Annotated in this window: 15 protein-coding genes; all 15 read left to right on the top strand. The window is 51.7% G+C overall.

Features of this window, described 5'->3' with window-relative positions:
- Positions 1-9: 9 nt before the first annotated feature.
- The 15 genes from murD to CJA_RS14020 all read left to right on the top strand — a co-directional run bounded on the left by murD (position 10) and on the right by CJA_RS14020 (position 21,036).
- Entirely contained in the window at positions 10-1,350 is a 1,341-nt protein-coding gene (murD, locus tag CJA_RS14090) for a UDP-N-acetylmuramoyl-L-alanine--D-glutamate ligase (RefSeq protein ID WP_041551557.1), read from the top strand.
- Entirely contained in the window at positions 1,347-2,546 is a 1,200-nt protein-coding gene (ftsW, locus tag CJA_RS14085) for a putative lipid II flippase FtsW (protein WP_012488514.1), read from the top strand. The genes murD and ftsW overlap by 4 nt, the downstream gene beginning before the upstream one ends.
- On the top strand, positions 2,543-3,634 hold the full coding sequence (gene murG, locus CJA_RS14080) for an undecaprenyldiphospho-muramoylpentapeptide beta-N-acetylglucosaminyltransferase (protein WP_012488513.1): 1,092 nt from the start codon (positions 2,543-2,545) through the stop codon (positions 3,632-3,634). Before ftsW ends, murG begins: the two co-directional genes overlap by 4 nt.
- Positions 3,627-5,051: a UDP-N-acetylmuramate--L-alanine ligase gene (murC, locus tag CJA_RS14075; RefSeq protein WP_012488512.1), complete on the top strand. Its 1,425-nt coding sequence runs from the start codon at positions 3,627-3,629 to the stop codon at positions 5,049-5,051. Before murG ends, murC begins: the two co-directional genes overlap by 8 nt.
- Before the next feature lie 36 nt (positions 5,052-5,087).
- Positions 5,088-6,074: a D-alanine--D-alanine ligase gene (locus CJA_RS14070; RefSeq protein ID WP_012488511.1), complete on the top strand. Its 987-nt coding sequence runs from the start codon at positions 5,088-5,090 to the stop codon at positions 6,072-6,074.
- 3 nt (positions 6,075-6,077) lie between these two features.
- The gene (locus tag CJA_RS14065) at positions 6,078-7,202 is read left to right on the top strand and encodes a cell division protein FtsQ/DivIB (protein WP_012488510.1); all 1,125 of its coding nucleotides are present in this window, start codon (positions 6,078-6,080) and stop codon (positions 7,200-7,202) included.
- Positions 7,203-7,244: 42 nt separating this feature from the next.
- Positions 7,245-8,483, top strand: a complete 1,239-nt coding sequence (gene ftsA, locus CJA_RS14060; protein ID WP_012488509.1) for a cell division protein FtsA — start codon at positions 7,245-7,247, stop codon at positions 8,481-8,483.
- A gap of 53 nt (positions 8,484-8,536) precedes the next feature.
- Positions 8,537-9,712 carry a cell division protein FtsZ gene (gene ftsZ, locus CJA_RS14055; protein WP_012488508.1) on the top strand — a complete coding sequence of 392 codons (1,176 nt, stop codon included), beginning with the start codon at positions 8,537-8,539 and terminating at the stop codon, positions 9,710-9,712.
- A gap of 282 nt (positions 9,713-9,994) precedes the next feature.
- Positions 9,995-10,906 (top strand): UDP-3-O-acyl-N-acetylglucosamine deacetylase, encoded by a 912-nt coding sequence (gene lpxC, locus CJA_RS14050; protein ID WP_012488505.1) that lies wholly within the window; start codon positions 9,995-9,997, stop codon positions 10,904-10,906.
- Between the two features lie 297 nt (positions 10,907-11,203).
- Positions 11,204-12,133, top strand: a complete 930-nt coding sequence (locus CJA_RS14045) for a M23 family metallopeptidase (RefSeq protein WP_012488504.1) — start codon at positions 11,204-11,206, stop codon at positions 12,131-12,133.
- A gap of 173 nt (positions 12,134-12,306) precedes the next feature.
- A complete protein-coding gene (gene secA, locus CJA_RS14040) occupies positions 12,307-15,054 on the top strand; it encodes a preprotein translocase subunit SecA (protein WP_012488503.1) in 2,748 nt (915 codons plus the stop codon).
- A gap of 96 nt (positions 15,055-15,150) precedes the next feature.
- Positions 15,151-16,371 carry a bifunctional glutamate N-acetyltransferase/amino-acid acetyltransferase ArgJ gene (gene argJ / locus CJA_RS14035; protein ID WP_012488502.1) on the top strand — a complete coding sequence of 407 codons (1,221 nt, stop codon included), beginning with the start codon at positions 15,151-15,153 and terminating at the stop codon, positions 16,369-16,371.
- Between the two features lie 28 nt (positions 16,372-16,399).
- Positions 16,400-17,350: a Nudix family hydrolase gene (locus CJA_RS14030; RefSeq protein WP_012488501.1), complete on the top strand. Its 951-nt coding sequence runs from the start codon at positions 16,400-16,402 to the stop codon at positions 17,348-17,350.
- A 3-nt stretch (positions 17,351-17,353) separates the two neighbouring features.
- Positions 17,354-18,646 (top strand): lipid IV(A) 3-deoxy-D-manno-octulosonic acid transferase, encoded by a 1,293-nt coding sequence (gene waaA, locus CJA_RS14025; protein WP_012488500.1) that lies wholly within the window; start codon positions 17,354-17,356, stop codon positions 18,644-18,646.
- A gap of 203 nt (positions 18,647-18,849) precedes the next feature.
- A complete protein-coding gene (locus CJA_RS14020; RefSeq protein ID WP_012488499.1) occupies positions 18,850-21,036 on the top strand; it encodes a YCF48-related protein in 2,187 nt (728 codons plus the stop codon).
- Positions 21,037-21,053 lie beyond the last annotated feature (17 nt).

The raw sequence follows: 21,053 nt of genomic DNA, 5'->3' as shown, positions 1-21,053 counted from the left end.
GTGTCACAAATGATTGCAACCAGTAACCTCAAGGCGATTATCGGCACCGGAATTACCGGATTGTCGGTAGCGCGCTTTTTGGCGCAGCAGCAGCAGGCATTTGTATTGCTGGATACGCGCGATAATCCACCCAACCTTGCTGCTGTCCAGGCAGAGTTTCCCGGTGTGCGTGTCGAGTGCGGTGCGTTAAATGCGGAAACCTTGCTGGCCTGCCACGAAATTATTGTCAGCCCCGGTGTCGCCGTTGCAACACCCGCCCTGGTACAGGCGCGCGAGGCTGGCATTCCCATTATTGGTGATATCGAATTGTTTGTGCGCCATGCCAGGGCGCCAATGGTTGCCATTACCGGTTCCAATGCCAAAAGTACCGTGACCACCCTGGTGGGAGAAATGGCAAAAGCGGCAGGTATTCAGGTTGCTGTAGGCGGTAACCTCGGTACACCGGCACTGGAACTGCTGCGCGATGATATTGAGCTTTATGTGATGGAGCTTTCCAGTTTCCAACTGGAAACGGTCAACAAACTTAATGCCAAGGTGGCCACTATTTTGAATATCAGTGCGGATCACCTGGACAGGTATCCGGATATGCGCGCTTATATCCTGGCCAAGTTACGTATTTATTTTGGGGCGGAAAATATTGTTGTAAACCGCAACGATATCCTCACCCATCCTCCCCTGGCCGTTGGCGCCAAGCCGGTTTATTTCGGTGGGCGTGCCGACTTCGGTGCATTTGGATTGCTGGATCGGGATGGTGAAGAGTATCTGGCTAAAAACCTCACGCCCCTGTTGCCTGCGCGCGAATTGAAAATCCGCGGTCGCCACAATATTGATAACGCACTGGCAGCCCTGGCCCTGGGCGATGCGGCGGGTATTCCCATGGCGGCCATGCTGGGTGCTTTGCGCGAATTTCGCGGTTTGCGTCATCGCTGTGAGTATGTTGCCAGTATTGATGGTGTGGAGTTTTACAACGACTCCAAGGGCACCAACATAGGTGCGACCCTGGCGGCTATTAACGGTTTGGCGCGCGTACCTTCACGCCTGTTTGTGATTGCGGGCGGCGATGGCAAGGGGCAGGACTTCACTGAATTAACGGCATCACTGGTTGCCAGTCGCTGTGTACTGGTGTTAATAGGGCGCGATGCCCCTCTGATTGCCAGTGCGGTTGGCGAGCAGGTTCCTGTGCACGTTGCGCAAACCCTGAAAGATGCGGTGAACCTGTCGCTTGCACTGGCAACGGCGGGTGATGCCGTGTTGTTATCTCCCGCCTGTGCCAGTTTTGATATGTTTAAAAATTACGAAGATCGCGGCGAACAGTTTTGTGTTGCCGTACAGGAGCGGGTGACTTTATGAGCCTATCCGCCATTCCAAACCATCAATTGCCATTGAGCCTGCGTATCGACTGGACACTCCTGTGTTTGTGGCTGGCCTTGATGTCTATTGGTTTGGTGATGGTTGCGTCTGCATCCGTATCATTTGCAGCCGTCACTTATGACGATGCCTGGTTTTTTGCCAAACGCCATGTGGTGTATATGGTCATGGGGATGGTGCTGGCCCTGTTTGTCGTATGTATCCCAACCAGTGTCTGGCAGGCCTATGCCGGGCCCTTCCTGTTAATCACCCTCTTTTTATTGGTAGTGGTACTGATTCCCGGTATCGGAAAGCGAGTCAATGGCAGCCAGCGTTGGTTGAGCCTGGGTATTATTTCGGTACAAGTGTCTGAAATTGCCAAATTCTGTGCGGTGGTTTTCTTCGCCAGCTTTTTCGCGCGTCGCTATCAGGAATTGCATTTTGGTTGGCAAGGTTTCTTAAAACCATTATTGGTGGTGGGCGTATTTGTGGGGCTGTTATTGCTGGAGCCGGACTTTGGCAGTTCCGTGGTACTCAGCGCAACTGTCTTTGCCATGATGTTTATTGCCGGTGTACGCATTTGGCACTTCCTGTTGTTGATTATGATTGGTGTGGCGGGTTTGGGGGCAGTGGCTATTTTGTCCCCCTATCGTATGCAGCGCTTAATTACCTTCCTCGATCCATGGGCTGATCAATTTAATACCGGTTACCAGCTAACCCAATCGCTAATTGGTTTTGGGCGCGGTGAATGGGTGGGGCTCGGTTTGGGAAACAGTTTGCAAAAACTCTTCTTCTTACCCGAAGCCCACACTGATTTTATTTTTGCCATTATCGCGGAAGAATTCGGACTGCTCGGTGCAGTTGTCATTGTTGGCCTGTTTGTCGCCTTGATTGTGCGCATTTTACAGATTGCCAGGAATAACCTGTCCGCAGGGCGCATGTTCCCGGCATTGGCTGCATTCGGTGTCGGAATTTTGTTTAGCTTCCAGGTGTTTATCAATGTTGGCGTGTCCTCTGGCCTCCTGCCAACAAAAGGCTTGACCTTGCCCTTTATCAGTTATGGCGGCAGTAGTTTACTGATTTGCTGTGTATTGATGGCATTCATTATGCGCATCCAATGGGAATCATCCATTGCCGTACCTGAGCCAGTCGCGGAGCCCAAAACCCCGCGTCGGCGTTTAGTGGAGGCCAGCGCATGAAAACCCTGAGTATCCTGGTCATGGCTGGCGGCACCGGTGGGCATGTGTTTCCTGCGCTGGCCGTTGCAGAAGAATTGCGCGCGCGCGGTGCACTTGTTGAATGGCTGGGCACGGCTAAAGGCATAGAAAACACGCTTGTACCTAAAGCCAATATTCCCCTCAACCTGATTTCGGTTGAGGGCGTTCGCGGGCGCGGTTTAACAGGATTATTAAAAGCCCCCTTCCTGATTACCAAGGCTGTTTTCCAGGCCATTAGCATTATTCGCAAAATGAATGCAGACCTGGTGCTGGGATTCGGTGGTTTTGCATCTGGCCCTGGCGGTGTTGCAGCCCGGTTACTGGGCAAGCCCTTGGTGATCCATGAACAAAATGCCGTTGCCGGTACCACCAACAGACTCTTGGCGCGTATTGCACAACGAGTATTAGCGGCATTTGATGGTGCATTCCACAACACATCAACCAGGGTTGTAAAAGTGGTAGGCAATCCGGTGCGTCCCTCTATTTATCAATTGCCGCCTGTGGCAGAGCGCTATCAAGCGCGCGCACAAGAGCACCCGCATCTATTAGTGCTTGGTGGCAGCCTGGGAGCAAAAGCGATTAATGAATTATTACCGATGGCCCTGGCTCAACTGAATGAAGGTCAGCGCCCTGAGGTGTGGCATCAAACAGGTAAGGCCCATGGCGAATCCACGGCAGCGCTTTACTTGCAGCAACAAGTGAATGCCCGGGTTGAACCGTTTATTGAGGACATGGCCGCTGCCTATGCCTGGGCTGATTTGGTGATTTGTCGCGCTGGTGCATTAACCGTATCGGAATTAATGGCGGCCGGTGTGGCATCGGCATTGATTCCCCTGCCGACAGCCATCGATGATCACCAAACCCGCAATGCCCATATCCTCGCCAGTGCCAATGCCGGGGTGGCATTGGTGCAACAAACATTGACCGCAGCGGATTTGGCTGCGCTTTTATCAACCACATTGGCCGATCGCCCTGCGCTTATGGCGATGGCGCAACGCGCGCAACATTTAGCGCATCCAAATGCGGCGGCGACGGTAGCCAATGTTTGTGTGGAGGTAGCCCATGGATAAATCCATTGGTGCATATGAAGTGCCTGAGATGCGCCGTATTCGACGCATTCATTTTATCGGCATCGGCGGTGCCGGTATGAGTGGTATTGCTGAAGTCTTGTTGAACCAGGGTTATGAAATTTCTGGCTCTGATATTAAGGCATCCAGTGTGACTGAGCGGCTGGTGCAAAAAGGTGCCCGTATCTTTATCGGACATGATGCGAGCAATGTACAAGGCGCCGATGTAGTGGTTAATTCCAGTGCGGTCAACAATACCAACCCCGAAGTAGTGGGCGCGCGCGAGCTGCGTATCCCGGTAGTGCGCCGTGCAGAAATGTTGGGCGAGCTGATGCGTTACCGCCATGGCATTGCCGTCGCCGGTACCCATGGAAAAACTACCACCACCAGTTTGTTGGCATCTATCCTGGCCGCTGCTGATCTTGATCCTACCTTTATTATTGGTGGCTTGGTCAATAGCACCGGCACCAATGCGCAATTGGGTGGCAGTCGTTATCTGGTGGCTGAAGCCGATGAGAGCGATGCGTCGTTTCTGCATTTACAACCGATGGTTGCCATAGTGACCAATATCGATGCAGACCACATGGAAACCTATGGCGGGGATTTTTCCAGGCTGAAAAAAACCTTCGTGGAATTTTTGCACAACCTGCCCTTTTACGGTTTGGCGGTTGTCTGCGGCGAAGACCCGGTGATTCGCGACATTATTCCCGATGTGGCGCGCCCAATCCTGACCTATGGTTTTAACGAACATTGTGATTTCCGGGCAACCAATATCCGTCAGGATAAAATGTCTTCTGAGTTTGATGTGTTGCGTCCTGGCAATCCTGAGCCCTTGCACATCCGTTTGAATATTCCCGGTATTCACAACGTGCTCAATGCCACAGCAGTTATTGCGGTTGCGACTGACGAAGGTATCAGCGATTCCGCTATCCAGGCTGGATTGGCTAACTTCCAGGGGGTTGGCCGTCGCTTCCAGGTGTATGGCAATTTCCCGGTGGGTGATGGCAGTACCATGCTGGTGGATGATTACGGTCATCATCCGCGCGAAGTGGCTGCGGTTATTAAAGCTGTGCGCGATGGTTGGCCGGAGCGTCGCCTGGTGATGGTTTACCAGCCACATCGTTTCACGCGCACACGCGATCTTTACGAAGATTTTGTCGAAGTGCTCTCCACCGTTGATGCACTGGTTATGCTCGAAGTTTACAGCGCTGGCGAAGAGCCGATCCCCGGTGCAGACAGTCGCCACTTGTGTCGCAGTATCCGTGCACGTGGTGTTATTGAACCTGTTTTTGTGGAGACGGTAGATGGTGTACCGGATGTAATCAAGGATCTGGTGCGCGCTGGCGACATAGTGATTACCCAGGGCGCCGGCAATGTGGGTGTGCTCGCCCCGGAACTTGCCAAACGCCAATTGAAATAATTTTTTGAAAGCCTGGCTTTAGAGGTTTATGCGGTTATGCAAGCAGTCAAGCTGCCTATTGATGAAACATTGAAGCAACAGTTGGGGCGTGTCGGCGTGCTCTATGGTGGCCTGTCTGCGGAGCGCGAGATTTCGCTGCAAAGTGGTGCTGCGGTGATTGCTGCGCTGGAGGACGCGGGTATCGATCATGTTGCCATTGATGTGGGTGACAATGTAATTGCCGATATCCAGGCCGCCAATATCGATCGTGCATTTTTGATGTTGCACGGCCCCGGTGGTGAAGACGGTCGTATTCAGGCGTTATTGGAGTTTTTACATATTCCCTATACCGGCAGCGACGTGCAGTCCTCGGCCCTGGCGATGGACAAACTGCGTACCAAATTTTTATGGTGTGGTTACAGTCAGAGTTCTGCGCAACATTTGCCTACACCGGAATTTGCGGTGCTCACGCGCGAATCAGATTTTGTGGCTGAGTTGAAACGCCTCGGTGGGGAAGTGATGGTTAAACCTGCCAACGAAGGTTCCAGTATCGGTATGTCGCGGGTAAAAACGGCAGAAGATTTACAGGCCGCCTTTGTAAAGGCGACTGACTATCAAGGCAGTGTACTGGCTGAACGTTTGATTGTCGGTGCGGAATATACCGTTGCCATCCTTGATGGCGAGGCCTTGCCCCCCATCCGACTGGAAACTGACCACAGCTTCTACGACTTCAATGCCAAATATATTGCTGAAGATACTCGCTATATCTGCCCTTGCGGCTTGTCTGCTGAAAAAGAACAGGAACTAAAGCAGTTGGCATTGACTGCCTTTAATGTCCTGGGGTGCCGCGGTTGGGGGCGTGTTGATGTTATGGCTGACGCACAACAAAATTTTTATTTGTTGGAGGTGAATACCGCACCGGGAATGACGAGCCATAGCCTGGTTCCCATGGCCGCAAAAGCAGTAGGGTTAAGTTTTACCGAATTGGTTGTCACCATTCTGCGTGCCAGCCTTGTGACCGCAGGCAGTGAGGTTGTTGCGTAGGTTATGCGCAGGCGGGGAGGTCGTGATTCATCAGCGCATGATGGCGAAGATTTTACGCGCGTAGAACCACGTATAGAACCGAGCTTGGGGTCTCCGCTGGATATTTTGGATGAGGTGCCGGCAACTCCGCGTCGACGTGAGCGCAAGTCGCCACCGCGGGATGTACTCATGGACTCCAGGGAAGACATGGTGCCCGATGTATTGCTGGAGGCTCCCAATCCTCGCCGTCGACAGTCGGCGGATACATCAACGGAGCGGCCCACGCGACCGGCGAGACGTGAACAGGGCTATGCGCGGGTAACTCCGCGCGGTGAACGCATGGGAAACCATAAGGCGAGGGTAGCCAAACCGGATTTTTTCGCCTGGTTTGATCCACGCTGGCTATGGGTTCCCCTGATGGTTTGCCTTGCAGTTGGCGGCTATTGGGCTTATGAACCGCTCGAAAAATTGCTGGAGCGGCCCTTTAAAAGTGTGGTTGTTGAAGGTGAGTTTCATTTCATCACCAAAGCGCGGGCGACTGAGTTAATCAGTGATGAAATTGATAACAACTTTTTGCAGTTGGATTTGATGCGCCTAAAGCGAACATTGACTGATGATCCCTGGGTCGATTCTGTCAGTTTGCAGCGCCGTTGGCCGGATACCTTGGTGGTAAAAATTGCCGAACAAAAACCCATTGCACGCTGGGGTGATGGGTTTCTGAATCAGCGTGGACAGATTGTTCGTGTAAAAGAAATCGACCGTTTGTCGGGGTTGCCCTGGCTCCAGGGAAATGAATCTGACGCGGTGGAAATCTTGCAGCAGTACCAGGATTTATCGCAGTTGTTGCGCTCGCGTGGATTGGATGTGATCGCGTTGAAATGCGATAACAAAAAATCCTGGCGTTTAACCTTAAAAAATGATGTAGAAATCGCAATTGGACGCGATAAGGTGATGGAAAAAATGCGCCGATTTGTTACTGTATACGACACGCACTTAAACAGCGTCTGGATAGATATTGCAGCGATTGATGTTCGCTACTCCAACGGTCTGGCGGTGCGCTGGGTAGAGGGTTCAGAGTCGGCAAAAAAATACTTGCGCGCTGCAGCCGCGACGACAAATGCGACCCGGAATGCGCCAACGCATCCTTAACATGACAAACAGACCCGAGTGTCCGCAGACGAGGTTTACTGAATGGCAAATACCAGTGACAACAAAATGATAGTCGGCCTGGATATAGGTACATCCAAGGTTGTTGCTATTGTTGGTGCCATTACCCCGGAAGGCCAGCTGGAAATCGTCGGTATAGGCTCACATCGCTCCACCGGGCTGAAAAAAGGTGTAGTGGTTAATATTGAATCGACGGTGTTATCAATTCAGCGCGCGATTGAAGAGGCCGAATTGATGGCCGGTTGCCAGATTCATTCTGTTTATGCCGGCATCGCCGGGAGCCATATTCGCAGCCTCAACTCCCATGGCATTGTGGCGATTCGCGATCGCGAAGTGTTTTCCCAGGATTTGGAGCGGGTTATCGATGCTGCCCAGGCAGTAGCCATTCCGGCGGACCAGAAAATTTTGCATATCCTGCCGCAGGAGTTTTTGATCGACGATCAGGATGGTGTTAAAGAGCCTCTGGGAATGTCCGGGGTTCGCCTGGAAGCCAAGGTTCACCTGGTCACCTGTGCGGTGAATGCAGCACAAAATATTGAAAAGTGTATCCGCCGCTGTGGGCTTGAGGTTGAAGACATCATTCTTGAGCAGTTGGCGTCCAGTTATGCCGTGCTGACGGATGATGAAAAAGAGTTAGGTGTGTGTGTGGTCGACATTGGTGGAGGTACAACGGATATCGCCATCTTTAAGGACGGTGCCATTCGCCATACCGGAGTGATTCCGATTGCCGGTGACCAGGTGACCAATGACATCGCCATGGCGTTGCGCACTCCGACACCGAATGCCGAAGAAATTAAAATCAAATATGCCTGTGCACTGGCCAAGCTGACCAGCCCGGATGAAACCATCAAGGTTCCCAGTGTAGGGGATCGCCAGCCGCGCGATTTGTCGCGTCAGGCATTGGCTGAGGTTGTTGAGCCCCGTTACGACGAATTATTTACCCTGGTGCAGGCAGAATTGCGCCGCAGTGGTTATGAGGATTTGATTGCTGCCGGCATTGTATTGACCGGCGGCACATCGAAAATGGAAGGTGTTATTGAATTGGCTGAGGAGATTTTCCATATGCCGGTTCGCCTGGGAGCACCGCAAAATATCCGTGGCTTGTCTGACATTGTTAACAATCCGGTTTATTCGACCGGTGTCGGTTTGCTGATCTATGCGATGAAGCAGCACCAGGAGCGAGGTTATAGCAATACCAGTAATAAGGAATCTTCCGGTTCCTTATTAAGCAAAATAAAGAAAATGTTTCAGAGTAATTTTTAATCCGTTTTCAACCAGTTTTTAATGCTTTTCAAGGAAACAAAAGGGGTGTGGCCATGTTTGAGTTGATTGATAGTCTCCAGCAAAGCGCTGTTATTAAGGTGATTGGTGTCGGTGGTGGCGGTGGCAATGCCGTCAAACACATGATTGCCAGTAAGATTGAGGGTGTGGAATTTATCTGCGCCAATACCGATGCACAGGCATTGAAAGATATTGATACCCGCACCGTCTTGCAGTTGGGTCACTCGATGACCAAAGGCCTGGGTGCTGGTGCCAACCCGGAGGTCGGTCGCCAGGCGGCGATGGAAGATCGCGAGCGTATTGCCGAAGTACTGCGCGGCGCTGATATGGTGTTTATCGCTGCAGGTATGGGGGGCGGTACAGGTACTGGTGCTGCACCTGTGGTTGCCGAGGTCGCGCGTGACTTGGGTATCCTCACGGTTGCGGTAGTCACCAAGCCTTTCCCGTTCGAGGGGCGCAAGCGCATGGTGATTGCAGAGGAAGGCATTAAGGAACTGAGTGCCCGCGTTGATTCGCTGATCACTATTCCCAATGAAAAACTCCTGTCGGTACTGGGTAAATCCACCAGCTTGCTCGATGCCTTCAAGGCAGCCAACAACGTATTGTTGGGCGCAGTGCAGGGTATTGCGGACCTGATCATCCGTCCGGGTATGATCAACGTTGACTTCGCTGACGTGCGTACGGTGATGTCTGAAATGGGTATGGCGATGATGGGAACCGGTCGCGCGACGGGTGAAAATCGTGCACGCGAAGCGGCGGAAGCGGCAATTCGCAGCCCGCTGTTGGAGGACGTCAACCTGCAAGGTGCACGCGGTATCCTGGTGAATATCACCGCCGGTATCGATTTGTCCCTGGGTGAATATTCAGAAGTGGGCAGCACTATCGAAGAGTTTGCCTCTGCCGATGCAACGGTTGTGGTGGGTACAGTCATTGATCCGGAGTTGACCAACGAACTGCGAGTGACAGTAGTGGCAACTGGCCTTGGTATTACAACCCAGGCTAAAGAGACTAAACCAGCGCCTACCAAAGTGGTGGTCGATAATACCCGGCGCAGCAGCAGCGCACCGGTTGATTATGCAGCACTGGATCGTCCTGCCCACTTGCGTGCCAACAGCCATGGCTCTTCGGCGGCGGCATTGGCGGCGCCCCTGGGTGAAAAAGAGTTGGAATACCTGGACATTCCTGCTTTCCTGCGTCGCCAGGCTGACTAGTTAGCGCACAGGTTTGCTGTACTTTGGCGATATTTGCCGCAGGATTGGCGATATTGTCGATCGTTGTAAATTTGTGGATCAAACCGGGCCATCTGTGCCACACCCACAGATGACCCGGTTTGATCGTTTGATTGCATTTCAACCAGCTATAAAAGTTCATACCCCTTATTTATAGGGGTGATTGTTTGTGTTAACTGGTTCAACTATCTCTGGATTGTTACCATAGCGGCGCTAAACCACGAATTGTTCCGCTTGTTCTGGTGGAATTTGGAGGAAGTCCAGATGCTGAAACAAAGAACCCTGAAAAATCCTATCCGTGCCACGGGTGTTGGCTTGCATACCGGTAAGCCTATCCAGCTGACTCTGCTTCCTGCGCCAGCCGATTTCGGCATTGTATTCCGTCGTGTCGACCTGAATCCGCCGGTTGAAATTCCTGCCAATCCTTACAATGTTGGTGAGACCACCTTATCAACATGCCTCATCAAAGGCGACGTGCGTGTGTCTACCGTTGAACACCTGATGTCTGCTATGGCTGGATTGGGTGTTGATAATGCAGTGATTGAGTTGGACTCGGCAGAAATCCCCATTATGGATGGCAGCGCCGGGCCGTTTGTATTCCTGATCCAGTCGGCCGGTGTCCTGGAACAGGATGCCCCGAAAAAGTTTCTGCGTGTTAAAAAAGAAGTGACTCTGCGCGATGGCGATAAATACGCCAGCTTTACGCCATTCGACGGTTTCAAGGTTAACTTTAGTATTGAATTTGACCATCCCGTCTTTCGTGATCGACGCCCCCAGACCGAGGTTGAGTTTTCAACGGCGTCCTTTGTAAAAGAAGTCAGTCGTGCCCGTACCTTTGGTTTTATGCATGAGATTGAATACCTTCGCTCCAAGGGACTTGCCCAGGGTGGCAGTATGGCTAACGCCATTGTGGTAGGTGAGTACCGAATCCTGAACGAAGATGGTTTGCGTTTTGAGGATGAGTTCGTCAAGCACAAAATCCTGGATGCCATTGGTGACCTGTATATGCTGGGCCATGGTTTGCTGGCGGACTTCCGTGCTCACAAATCGGGTCACTCTCTTAATAACCGTGCGCTTCGGCTGCTTCTTGAACAAAAAGATGCTTGGGAGTGGGTTACTTTTGAGGATGAACAGCCCGTTCCCATCGATTATTTGCGCCCATTAGCTGTTGCCTGAAATTTGTGAAGAGGTTTGAAAGAATTAATCGCGATGAAACTTTCCGCTTGTTAATCCCTTCTTGTCTGTGAGATATTCTGCCTTACCCCTATGAATGCTGGGGGTAAGCAAGGGATATCTACACAGTTGCATCCCCGCGTAGTTAATGTAACTGCCTGATTTTTAACACTGTTTTTTTGACGGTGTTGTCCAGGGAATCGCCTTAAACCTAATTGTCTACCGTTGGTTGGATTTGGCTTTATGTTTGCCGAATCCACAGTGGAGTCGCTTTTGGCCTGAAAATATGTAGATCTCTTAATGAAAATAATTATCGTCAACAAAGACCATGCGCAAGCGCGAAGCATCACTCTTGGTGCCTGGACGCGTGCCTTCCTGTCAGTCTGCCTCCTGGGTATTCCCGCTGCACTGGGTGCCTGGGGATACAGTTGGTTGATGTCGGAAGAAAATGCCGGTCTGTTTGGTGGCGATGAGCAAAGCTGGATGCGAATGCTGTCGGATCGCGACAGCAAAATTGAGCAGGATCGCCTGGCATCAGAAGCACAAATTGCCGCACTTACCTCCAAGATCGCCGAACTTCAAGCTAGATTAATTCGTTTGGATGCCTTGGGGGAAAAGCTCACCGCCGCTGCAAAACTGGATCAGGGTGAGTTCGATTTCAGCAGTATTCCCGCCCTCGGTGGCCCATCCCAATCCAGCCCTGATGCTGTTTATTCTGCCCCTGGCTTCCTTGAAGCGATTGATAAATTATCCCGGCAGATCGATAGTCGCGAGCAACAGCTCAATATCATTGATTCCCTGCTTTCCAATCGTGACCTGCTGCAAGAGGCGATAGTTGCCGGTAGTCCGGTTGCAAAAACGCGCATGACGTCCGGGTTCGGGTTCCGTAGGGACCCCTTTACGGGCAAGAGAGCCTTCCACGCCGGTATCGACTTTGCTGTGCGCGAAGGTACTGAAGTCACCAGTGTTGCTGCCGGGGTTGTCAACTGGGCCGGGCGTCATCCGGAATACGGCAATCTGGTAGAAATCAAACACGGTTCCGGTTTGGTTACTCGTTATGCCCACAATAAATCCAACCAAGTGAAGGTGGGTGATGTGGTTAAGAAAGGGCAGGTTATTGCCCTCTCCGGTTCAACAGGGCGCTCCACTGCACCCCATGTACATTTCGAGGTTTATAAGAACGGCAGGGTGGTTGATCCGGCCTCTTATATCCGCCGCACAAATTTCTAGTTTCTCCCCCCAACATAGCGCAACCCGGGCAAGCTACTTGCTTTAGTCGGCGCCTTCCTATTTACTTGCCAGCCTTGGTTAAAACCTTCCGGCAAAATTCCCTCTGTATGGTGGGAATTTTTGTTTATTCAGGCTGTGCGTTCTCAGAGTTACAGATTTAAACGGTATAAAAAATGATCGGAAAATTAATTAAAAAGATTTTTGGCTCAAAAAATGAGCGCGAACTCAAGCGCATGGGCAAGGTTGTCACCCTGATCAACGCATTAGAGCCGGAACTGCAAAAATTGAGCGATGAACAGCTCAAGGAAAAGACAACAGAGCTGCGCAATCGCTATAGCGCCGGTGAAACGCTGGATCAACTATTGCCGGAAGCGTTTGCGGTTGTGCGTGAAGCCGGACGCCGGGTTTTAGGCATGCGCCACTTTGATGTGCAATTGATTGGGGGGATGACACTCCACGAAGGCCGTATTGCCGAAATGCGCACAGGTGAAGGTAAGACTCTGGTATCGACTTTGCCTGCCTATTTACATGCCCTGGCAGGTAAAGGGGTACATGTGGTAACCGTTAACGATTACCTGGCATCGCGCGATGCCAACTGGATGCGCCCACTGTATGAAGCCCTGGGTATGAGTGTCGGTGTTATCCAATCCATGCAGCCTGCTGTACTCAAACGCCAAGCCTATGCCTCCGACATTACCTACGGTACCAACAACGAATATGGTTTTGATTACCTGCGCGACAACATGGCGCTGAGTAAGCAGGATAAAGTCCAGCGTCCACTTAATTACGCGATTATTGACGAAGTGGACTCTATTTTAATTGATGAGGCGCGCACTCCGCTGATTATCTCCGGTGCTGCAGAGAACAGCGCGGAGATGTATAAGCGCGTTAATCAATTAGTCACTAAATTGACGCGTCAGATTGATAATGGCGAAGACGGTGATCGCCGTGTTATTTCTGTGGCTGGCGATTTCACTGTCGATGAAAAGTCCCGCCAGGTAGAGCTGACCGAGGGCGGCCATCAACACGTTGAAGAACTGTTGATTAAGGCAAACCTGCTGGCACCTGATCAAAACCTTTACGCGGCTAACAACCTGACCCTGTTACACCATGTTAATTCGGCACTGCGTGCCCATGCGTTGTTCCATCGCGATATAGAGTACATTGTCCAGGAAGGCCAGGTAGTTTTAATTGATGAGCATACCGGGCGCACCATGCCGGGACGCCGCTTATCAGAGGGACTACACCAGGCGATTGAAGCGAAAGAGAGCGTTGAAATCCAGAGTGAAAGCCAGACGTTGGCGTCCACCACCTTCCAGAATTATTTCCGCCTTTATCCAACGCTTGCGGGGATGACCGGTACCGCTGATACAGAGGCCTATGAATTCCGTGAAATTTATGGCCTGGATGTTGTTGTGATCCCAACCAACCGTCCTATCCAGCGTATTGATATGAACGACAAGGTGTACTTGTCGCTGGAAGAAAAATACGCGGCGATTGTCGAGGACGTAAAAGCCTTCTCGGCAAACAATGCCCCTGTGCTGGTTGGTACCGCGTCTATTGAAACCTCGGAGGAAATGTCCCGCCGCCTGACCAGTGCGGGCATCAAGCACCAGGTTCTCAACGCTAAATTCCACGCGCAGGAAGCAGAAATCATTGCCCAGGCAGGGCGTCCCGGTACGGTCACCATCGCAACCAACATGGCTGGTCGCGGTACCGATATTGTATTGGGTGGCCGTTGGGAATCCGAAGTTGAAAAATTGGAAAATGCGACGCCCGAGCAAATCGATGCGATTAAGGCCGAGTGGGAAAAGCGCCACGACATAGTATTGGCGGCGGGTGGTTTGCATATTGTTGGTACTGAGCGCCATGAATCGCGTCGTATCGATAACCAGTTGCGCGGTCGTGCCGGTCGCCAGGGCGATCCTGGGGTAACCCGCTTCTATTTATCATTGGAAGATAACCTGATGCGCATCTTTGCCTCGGACCGCATGCGTAATTTTATGCAGGCGCTGGGGATGGAGAAAGGTGAGGCGATTGAGCATCGCATGGTGAATAACGCGATTGAAAATGCGCAACGCAAGGTAGAGGGGCGCAACTTCGATATTCGTAAGCAGTTGTTGGAATTTGACGATGTGGCCAACGACCAGCGCCAGATTGTTTACCATCAGCGCAATGAATTGCTCGATGCCGAAAATATCCGCGACACTATTACGGTTGTGCGTGCTGATGTGCTTAATGATGTGGTCAGTCAGTATATTCCGCCGCAATCTATCGAAGATATGTGGGACATTGCAGGCCTTGAAAAACAGCTTGAGGTGGATTTTGGCTTGAGGCTGTCTATTGCCAAATGGTTGGAAGAAGATACGCGCTTGCACGAAGAGCCACTGCGCAAGAGAATTCTTGACGAAGTGCAGGCAACCTACGATGCCAAGTGCGAGCGCATTGGCGAGATTATGTTGGAAATTGAAAAACAAGTAATGTTGCAGGTACTTGATAATTCCTGGAAAGAGCACCTGGCGGCTATGGATCACCTGCGCCAGGGAATTAACCTGCGCTCTTATGCACAGCGCAATCCCAAGCAGGAATACAAGCGTGAATCCTTCGAGTTGTTCCAACAGTTACTGCAGCGCGTCAAGCACGAAACTATCCACTTGTTGGCGCGTGTAGAACCCATTACCCGTGAGCAAATGGAAGCCATGGAGATTCAGCGCCGCGAAGAATTGGCGCGCCAAAAAATGCAGATGCGCCATGAACAGTTGTCGGCTATGCCGGAATCGCCCGAGGCTGAATCTGAGCCCGCTGCTGCGCCCCAGCGCCAGGCACCCGTTGTGCGAGAGGGCCGTAAAGTAGGGCGTAACGACCCCTGTCCCTGCGGCTCTGGAAAGAAATACAAAAACTGTCACGGCCAACTGGAGTGATAGTCAGGTAAAAAAACTCAGGGCGCAATTTTGCGCCCTTCTTTATATTGGTTAGCACACAATTATCGCTGTCATTTATTAACAGGAACTCATGGTATGGCCGTTGGTGAATATCCTTTTCCACACATGCATCCCGTCAAGGGCGTAAAATTAACCGCTGTGAGTGCTGGCATTAAAAAGCCAGGGCGTCGCGATGTCGTGTTATTTGAGTTGGCTGAAGGCGCCCAGGTGGCCGGCGTTTTTACACAAAATGCCTTTTGCGCAGCGCCCGTAACCGTATGTCGTGAGCATTTGAGCAAAGCTGCCATTCGCTATCTGGTGATTAATTCCGGTAATGCCAATGCCTGTACCGGTGAGCAAGGTTTGCTGGATGCAAAAGCGACCTGCGCTGAAATTGCCCGACAGGCTGGTGTAACCACCGAGCAGGTATTGCCGTTTTCAACCGGAGTGATTGGTGAGCCGCTACCTGTACAAAAAATCCTGGCGGTGATTCCCGACGCCCTGGCGAAAGCCAGTGAGCAGGGATGGGATGACGCCGGTGCAGGTATTATGACCACAGATACCCGCCCCAAGGGCTTCAGCCAACAATTCGACTATCAGGGACAAACCATCACGGTTAATGGTATTGCCAAAGGTGCGGGGATGATTAAACCCAATATGGCCACCATGCTGGGTTATATCGCTACAGACGCAAAAGTTGCCCAACCGGTTTTGCAGCAGTTGTGTCGGGAAGCCGCTAATAAATCATTTAACCGCATCACAATTGATGGCGATACCTCGACCAACGACTCCTGTATTTTTATCGCCACCGGACAAGTGAACCTGCCCGAGATCACATCACCGGATGGCGAGCTCTATGAAAAATTGCGCGAGGTTGTTCTGGCTGCATTTGTACATTTGGCACAGTGCATTGTGAGTGATGGTGAGGGTGCTACCAAGTTTGTAACGGTGGCGGTGGCGGGCGGTGCAAACCAGCAGGAGTGCCTGGATGTTGCCTATGCGGTTGCCCACTCGCCATTGATCAAGACGGCCCTGTTTGCCTCTGACCCCAATTGGGGGCGTATCGTAGCCGCGATTGGTTACGCCGGTGTGCCTGATCTGGACGCAACCAGCGTGCGTGTGCATTTGAATGATGTGCTGATTGTTGAAAAGGGCGGCCGGGCGAAAACCTATACCGAAGAGCAGGGACAGGCTGTTATGAGCCAGGCCAATATTGCTATCAACATTCACTTGGGGCGTGGAGATTGTGCAGAAACCCTGTGGACCACAGACCTTTCCTATGAATATGTGCGCATTAATGCAGATTATCGATCATAAGAAAATCCTGTCGCTTAAAGGAAAATAGATGTCCAAGCAAATTCATGTCGCGGTGGGAGTTATTCAAAATGCATGCGGTGAGATTTTCATCGCACAGCGCGCAGCAGACGCCCATCAGGGCGGATTGTGGGAATTTCCCGGCGGTAAATTGGAACCAGGCGAAACAACGCCACAAGCGTTAACGCGCGAATTGCGTGAAGAATTGGCCATTGATGTAGAGGCTTGCGAGCCATTAATCCAGATCCGCCATCAGTACCCGGATAAAGCCGTATTGCTGGATGTGTATCGGGTTACGGCATTTAGCGGTGAGCCTAGGGGTAACGAGGGCCAACCGGTGCGCTGGGTTTCTCCTGGGCATCTCGGGCACTATGCCTTTCCTGCGGCGAACCGGCCCATCATTAAGGCCCTTGGTTTGCCATCCTTGTGTGCGATTAGTGGCGCGTACCGGGATGCGGCCGATCTGGTTAAAAAGTTGCAGCATACTATCCAATCCGGTGCGGGTATGTTTGTGTTGCGCGATAGACAGTTGGCAGCCAATACGCACCTGCCGTTAATTGCGCAGGTAGGGGAGTCTTTGGCATCAACGTCTGTGCAGTTCCAAATTAACACCTCGGTGGTGGAGTTTGAGCAGATCCAGCTGCATTACCCCATGGCTGGCCTGCATTTAAATCGACACGAGTTGCGTCATTGCCGGCAGCGTCCGGTGGCCGACGAAGTGTGTCTGGGAGCCTCTTGTCATAATCCGGAGGAGCTGGAAATGGCGGAGCGTGTCGGTGTGGATTATGTATTTTTGTCGCCGGTATTGCCGACCTTATCGCATTCTGGTGCGACTCCCTTGGGATGGCCCGCTTTTGCGGACTGGGTGAAACAGATTAATGTGCCGGTGTATGCCCTGGGAGGCGTTACACCCGCGCAGCTTGACCAGGCAAAATTGGCAGGCGCCCAGGGCATTGCTGCTATTCGCGCCTTTTGGCCTTGATGGATGAGCTATCCGTTTATGCGCTTTATCTATACCCTGTTTTTTTATCTGTTATTGCCGGTAATCCTTTTGCGTCTCTATTGGCGTGGCCGGTTAGCACCGGCATATCGTAAGCGCTGGGCTGAGCGTTTTGGTTTTTTTTCTCCGCTAGTGACGCATAAAAAAGTGGTGTGGATTCATACGGTTTCCATGGGAGAGTTCCTGGGGGCACTTCCCTTGATTCGGCAGTTATTGGCCCAGCCTGATGTACAGATAGTGGTTACCACCACAACGCCGACAGGCTCCGAACGCGTGCGCGCTGCCTTGGGCGATAACGTATTCCATGTCTATGCTCCCTATGATTTGCCCGATGCCATCACGCGTTTTCTGGTGCGGATAAAGCCCGCACTGCTGGTTATCATGGAAACGGAGCTGTGGCCGAATACCCTGGCCGGCTGTGCTAAACGACATATTCCGGCGATATTGATCAATGCCCGTTTGTCCGAAAAATCAGCGCGTGGCTATCGCCGTTTTTCTGCATTGACACGCCCGATGTTAAAGCAGCTGACGCGGGCGGCAATTCAAAATACGGCAGATGCCGACCGTTTTATGCAATTAGGCTTACCTGAGTCCAATCTATCTGTGACGGGTAATATCAAGTTTGACCTGACCCTGCCTGATGAGCTGAGGCAGCAGGCCGCAGCATTAAAATCCATACTGTCGGATCAGGGACGTCGGCGTATCTGGATTGCGGCCAGTACCCACTTGGGTGAAGACGAGATTATCCTTGACGCATTTGCCCGCATTCGCGCCGCCCCTTATCCGTGGGCTCAATCATTGTTGTTAATCCTGGTTCCCCGGCATCCGGAGCGGTTTGACCAGGTTGCCGGATTGTGTGAGTCTCGCGGTTTTCACCTTGGTCGGCGAAGTTCAACCCGTGTTGATTCCGCCATGGATATTTTCCTTGGCGATACCATGGGGGAGTTGCTATTGCTGTTTGGTGCCAGCGACCTGGCCTTTGTGGGAGGCAGCCTGGTTGCCAGGGGCGGGCATAACTTTATCGAGCCGGCAGCCTGGGGATTACCTTTGCTGAGTGGTGAGAGCCTGTTTAATTTTGCCGAAGTATCGCGGCTTTTGCGGGAGGCGGGCGCTTTGACAGTAGTGAGTTCATCAGAGGCATTGGCCAATGCCTGCGTTGGGTTATTGGACGATGTTGCACAGATGCACGCCTGCGGTACAGCGGCCTTGGCTGTGGCGGAAAATAATCGCGGTGCATTGCAAAGAACACTTGCCGTTATACAGCCTTTTATAAAATAGTGCTGTGCGCAACCTATAAAGCTAAAGCGTCGCTTTGTTTAGCGTAAAAACTGTTAACCTTTGGTATTTTTTTAATCAGGTGGCAAGGTAAACTCGCGCTTGATCTATAAGAATAATGTTCCGTGTCGGCAATAAACCATGTGCTGTGTTGATAGACAGGTATTCAAAATCAAGGACACAGCCTGTCTGCAGAAGGGCCGACGATGTCTGTTTTTTATATTGCTCACCAGAAAATCTCCTTGTTGCTGTTGCCATTATTGTGGCTGGCATTAATGTCCTGTGATGGACTGCGACAGGATGTTCACAGTGCATCCCGGTTTCCCCAGGTTGTTAACCCCGATTTCACCGGGAGTTTCTATGATCCACAGCAGCAGCGCTTTTGGATATGGGGAACGGATGCCAGTTTGCGCTGGTCCCCGGATGGCCATCACTGGAATCGAGTTGCATTGCCTGGCACACAGGCGGTTAAGGATTTTTTATTACAGGATGCCAGTGCGTTGGTATTGATGGAGGACGGGACACTGTACCGTTCAGCGGATGAAGGTATCAGTTGGGTAGCTGTGTATTCATCATCGCATCACACCGGGTCAACGGCACTTGCCGCCGCAACCCCCAATCCTGCTGAAAAGGATTTGAGTAAACTGGTTTATTTGCCTGAGTCCCAGCGTATTTACCTGCTGGGTGAGACAGGTTATTTGCCCTATTCCTCTGATACCGGTAAGACATGGGAGGTCTTTCAGCTGCCATCATCCTATCAAACACAAAAAATTACCGCGCTAGGTGTAACCAGTCACCATCAGCGACTTTTGCTGGGCGGTGAATCCGGGTTACTGGGCGTTTCGGATGACATGGGGAAAACATGGAGTTTTCACGCATTGCAACAGGAGACGCCGGTGACGGCATTTTATGCATTCAATAAGACACTGGTGGCCAGCTCCACCTATGGGGTCTGGTGGGTATCGCAAGATGAGGGAAATTCCTGGGAGCGTTTTGAGTCCGATGGCCAGGCCTATTTTACCGGGGGATTTTATCTGGCTGAGGACGATACTTTTTTCATGACAGCCCATAACGGCAAATTGTTGCGTGGGACTGAAGGTGCGACGCAATGGCAGATGTTGACCATGCAGTTTCGCGCAATCATGCCTTATTTATCGGCAATTGCATTTGATCCCCTGCGGCAATCCTTACATGTGTTGGGGACTGCCGGCGCCCATTTTGTGTCAACAGATGCCGGTAAAACCTGGAAGGTCCGTGGAGAGTCGGCGCTGCTTGCGGTTGATCATTTTGCCTTTAAGGCAGACCACAGTGTATGGATTGGTTATGGTCGAGGCGGTGCCCTGGCACTCAGCAATAATCAAGGGCAGATATGGCAACCATTAGCCCCGCGTGTGGATATGTATTTACGCGAGCTAATGACCACACCTGCGGGCAATTGGTTGGCAGTAGGGGATCTGGGGATGATTTTGCGCTCGGATGATCGTGGCAACACCTGGCATTCGGTCACCGTTGCCTATCGCGACCCCAACACACCGCCAGCCTTTCGCGCCATATTGGTTGAACCTGAAACACAGTCGATAGTTGCTGCCGGTCCCACGGGAACGATTATGCGTTCCCGTGATGATGGCCGCAGTTGGCAAACGGTTTATTACAGTGAGTTTGATCAGGGGGAAGCGTTCACCGATCTTCTCTATGATTCACACAGCGGTAATCTGTTCGCACTTGAAGCCTGGGGGCGACATAAGCGCTCAGTGGATGGTGGTTTGCAATGGGAGTCAGTAAGTGCTGCAATGGAGCAAACGGATACCCAGGCTTTTTGGCAAATTACTGCTATGCCTTTAGCCTCCAGTCCATCTCTGTGGATGGCAGCAGGGCGCGGTGGTCTGGTGGCAAGCAGTGATGATCAGGGCAGCTCTTGGCACTATCACTCCTCTGATCCTTCAATTGATTGGTATGGTATTTTTGCCCATGTGGATTCCCGACAGTGGTTCCTGCTGGGGAGTAATGGCGCTTTACAGGTATCACAGGATAACGGTAAACATTGGCGTGTTCTGGAAACCCATGTTGCTGCTGATTTACGACGCATGATTGCGGTAAATCAACAGGTATTATTGGCTTTGGGTGGTGAGGGTGTGATTTTGCGCTCGGAAGATGCAGGTATACATTGGCAACAAATCGCGTCGGGTATTCACAGTGAATTGCGCAAAGGTGTGATTGATACGCAGGGGCATATTTATGTGGTGGCTGCAGATGGTTATTTATTGCGGTCGATGGATGAAGGGAAAACCTGGAGTAGTATTGCGACTTCCACCAGTGCAGGGTTGCGCGGTCTTTTGGTGGATCAGGACAACGTCCTGGCAGCAGGGGAAAGGCTGGTTATGGTACAGAAATAACAGAACGAAAAATAACA

It is taken from the genome of Cellvibrio japonicus Ueda107 (genome assembly GCF_000019225.1).
Classification (GTDB): domain Bacteria; phylum Pseudomonadota; class Gammaproteobacteria; order Pseudomonadales; family Cellvibrionaceae; genus Cellvibrio; species Cellvibrio japonicus.
This window is presented reverse-complemented; position numbering and strand designations above follow the sequence as displayed.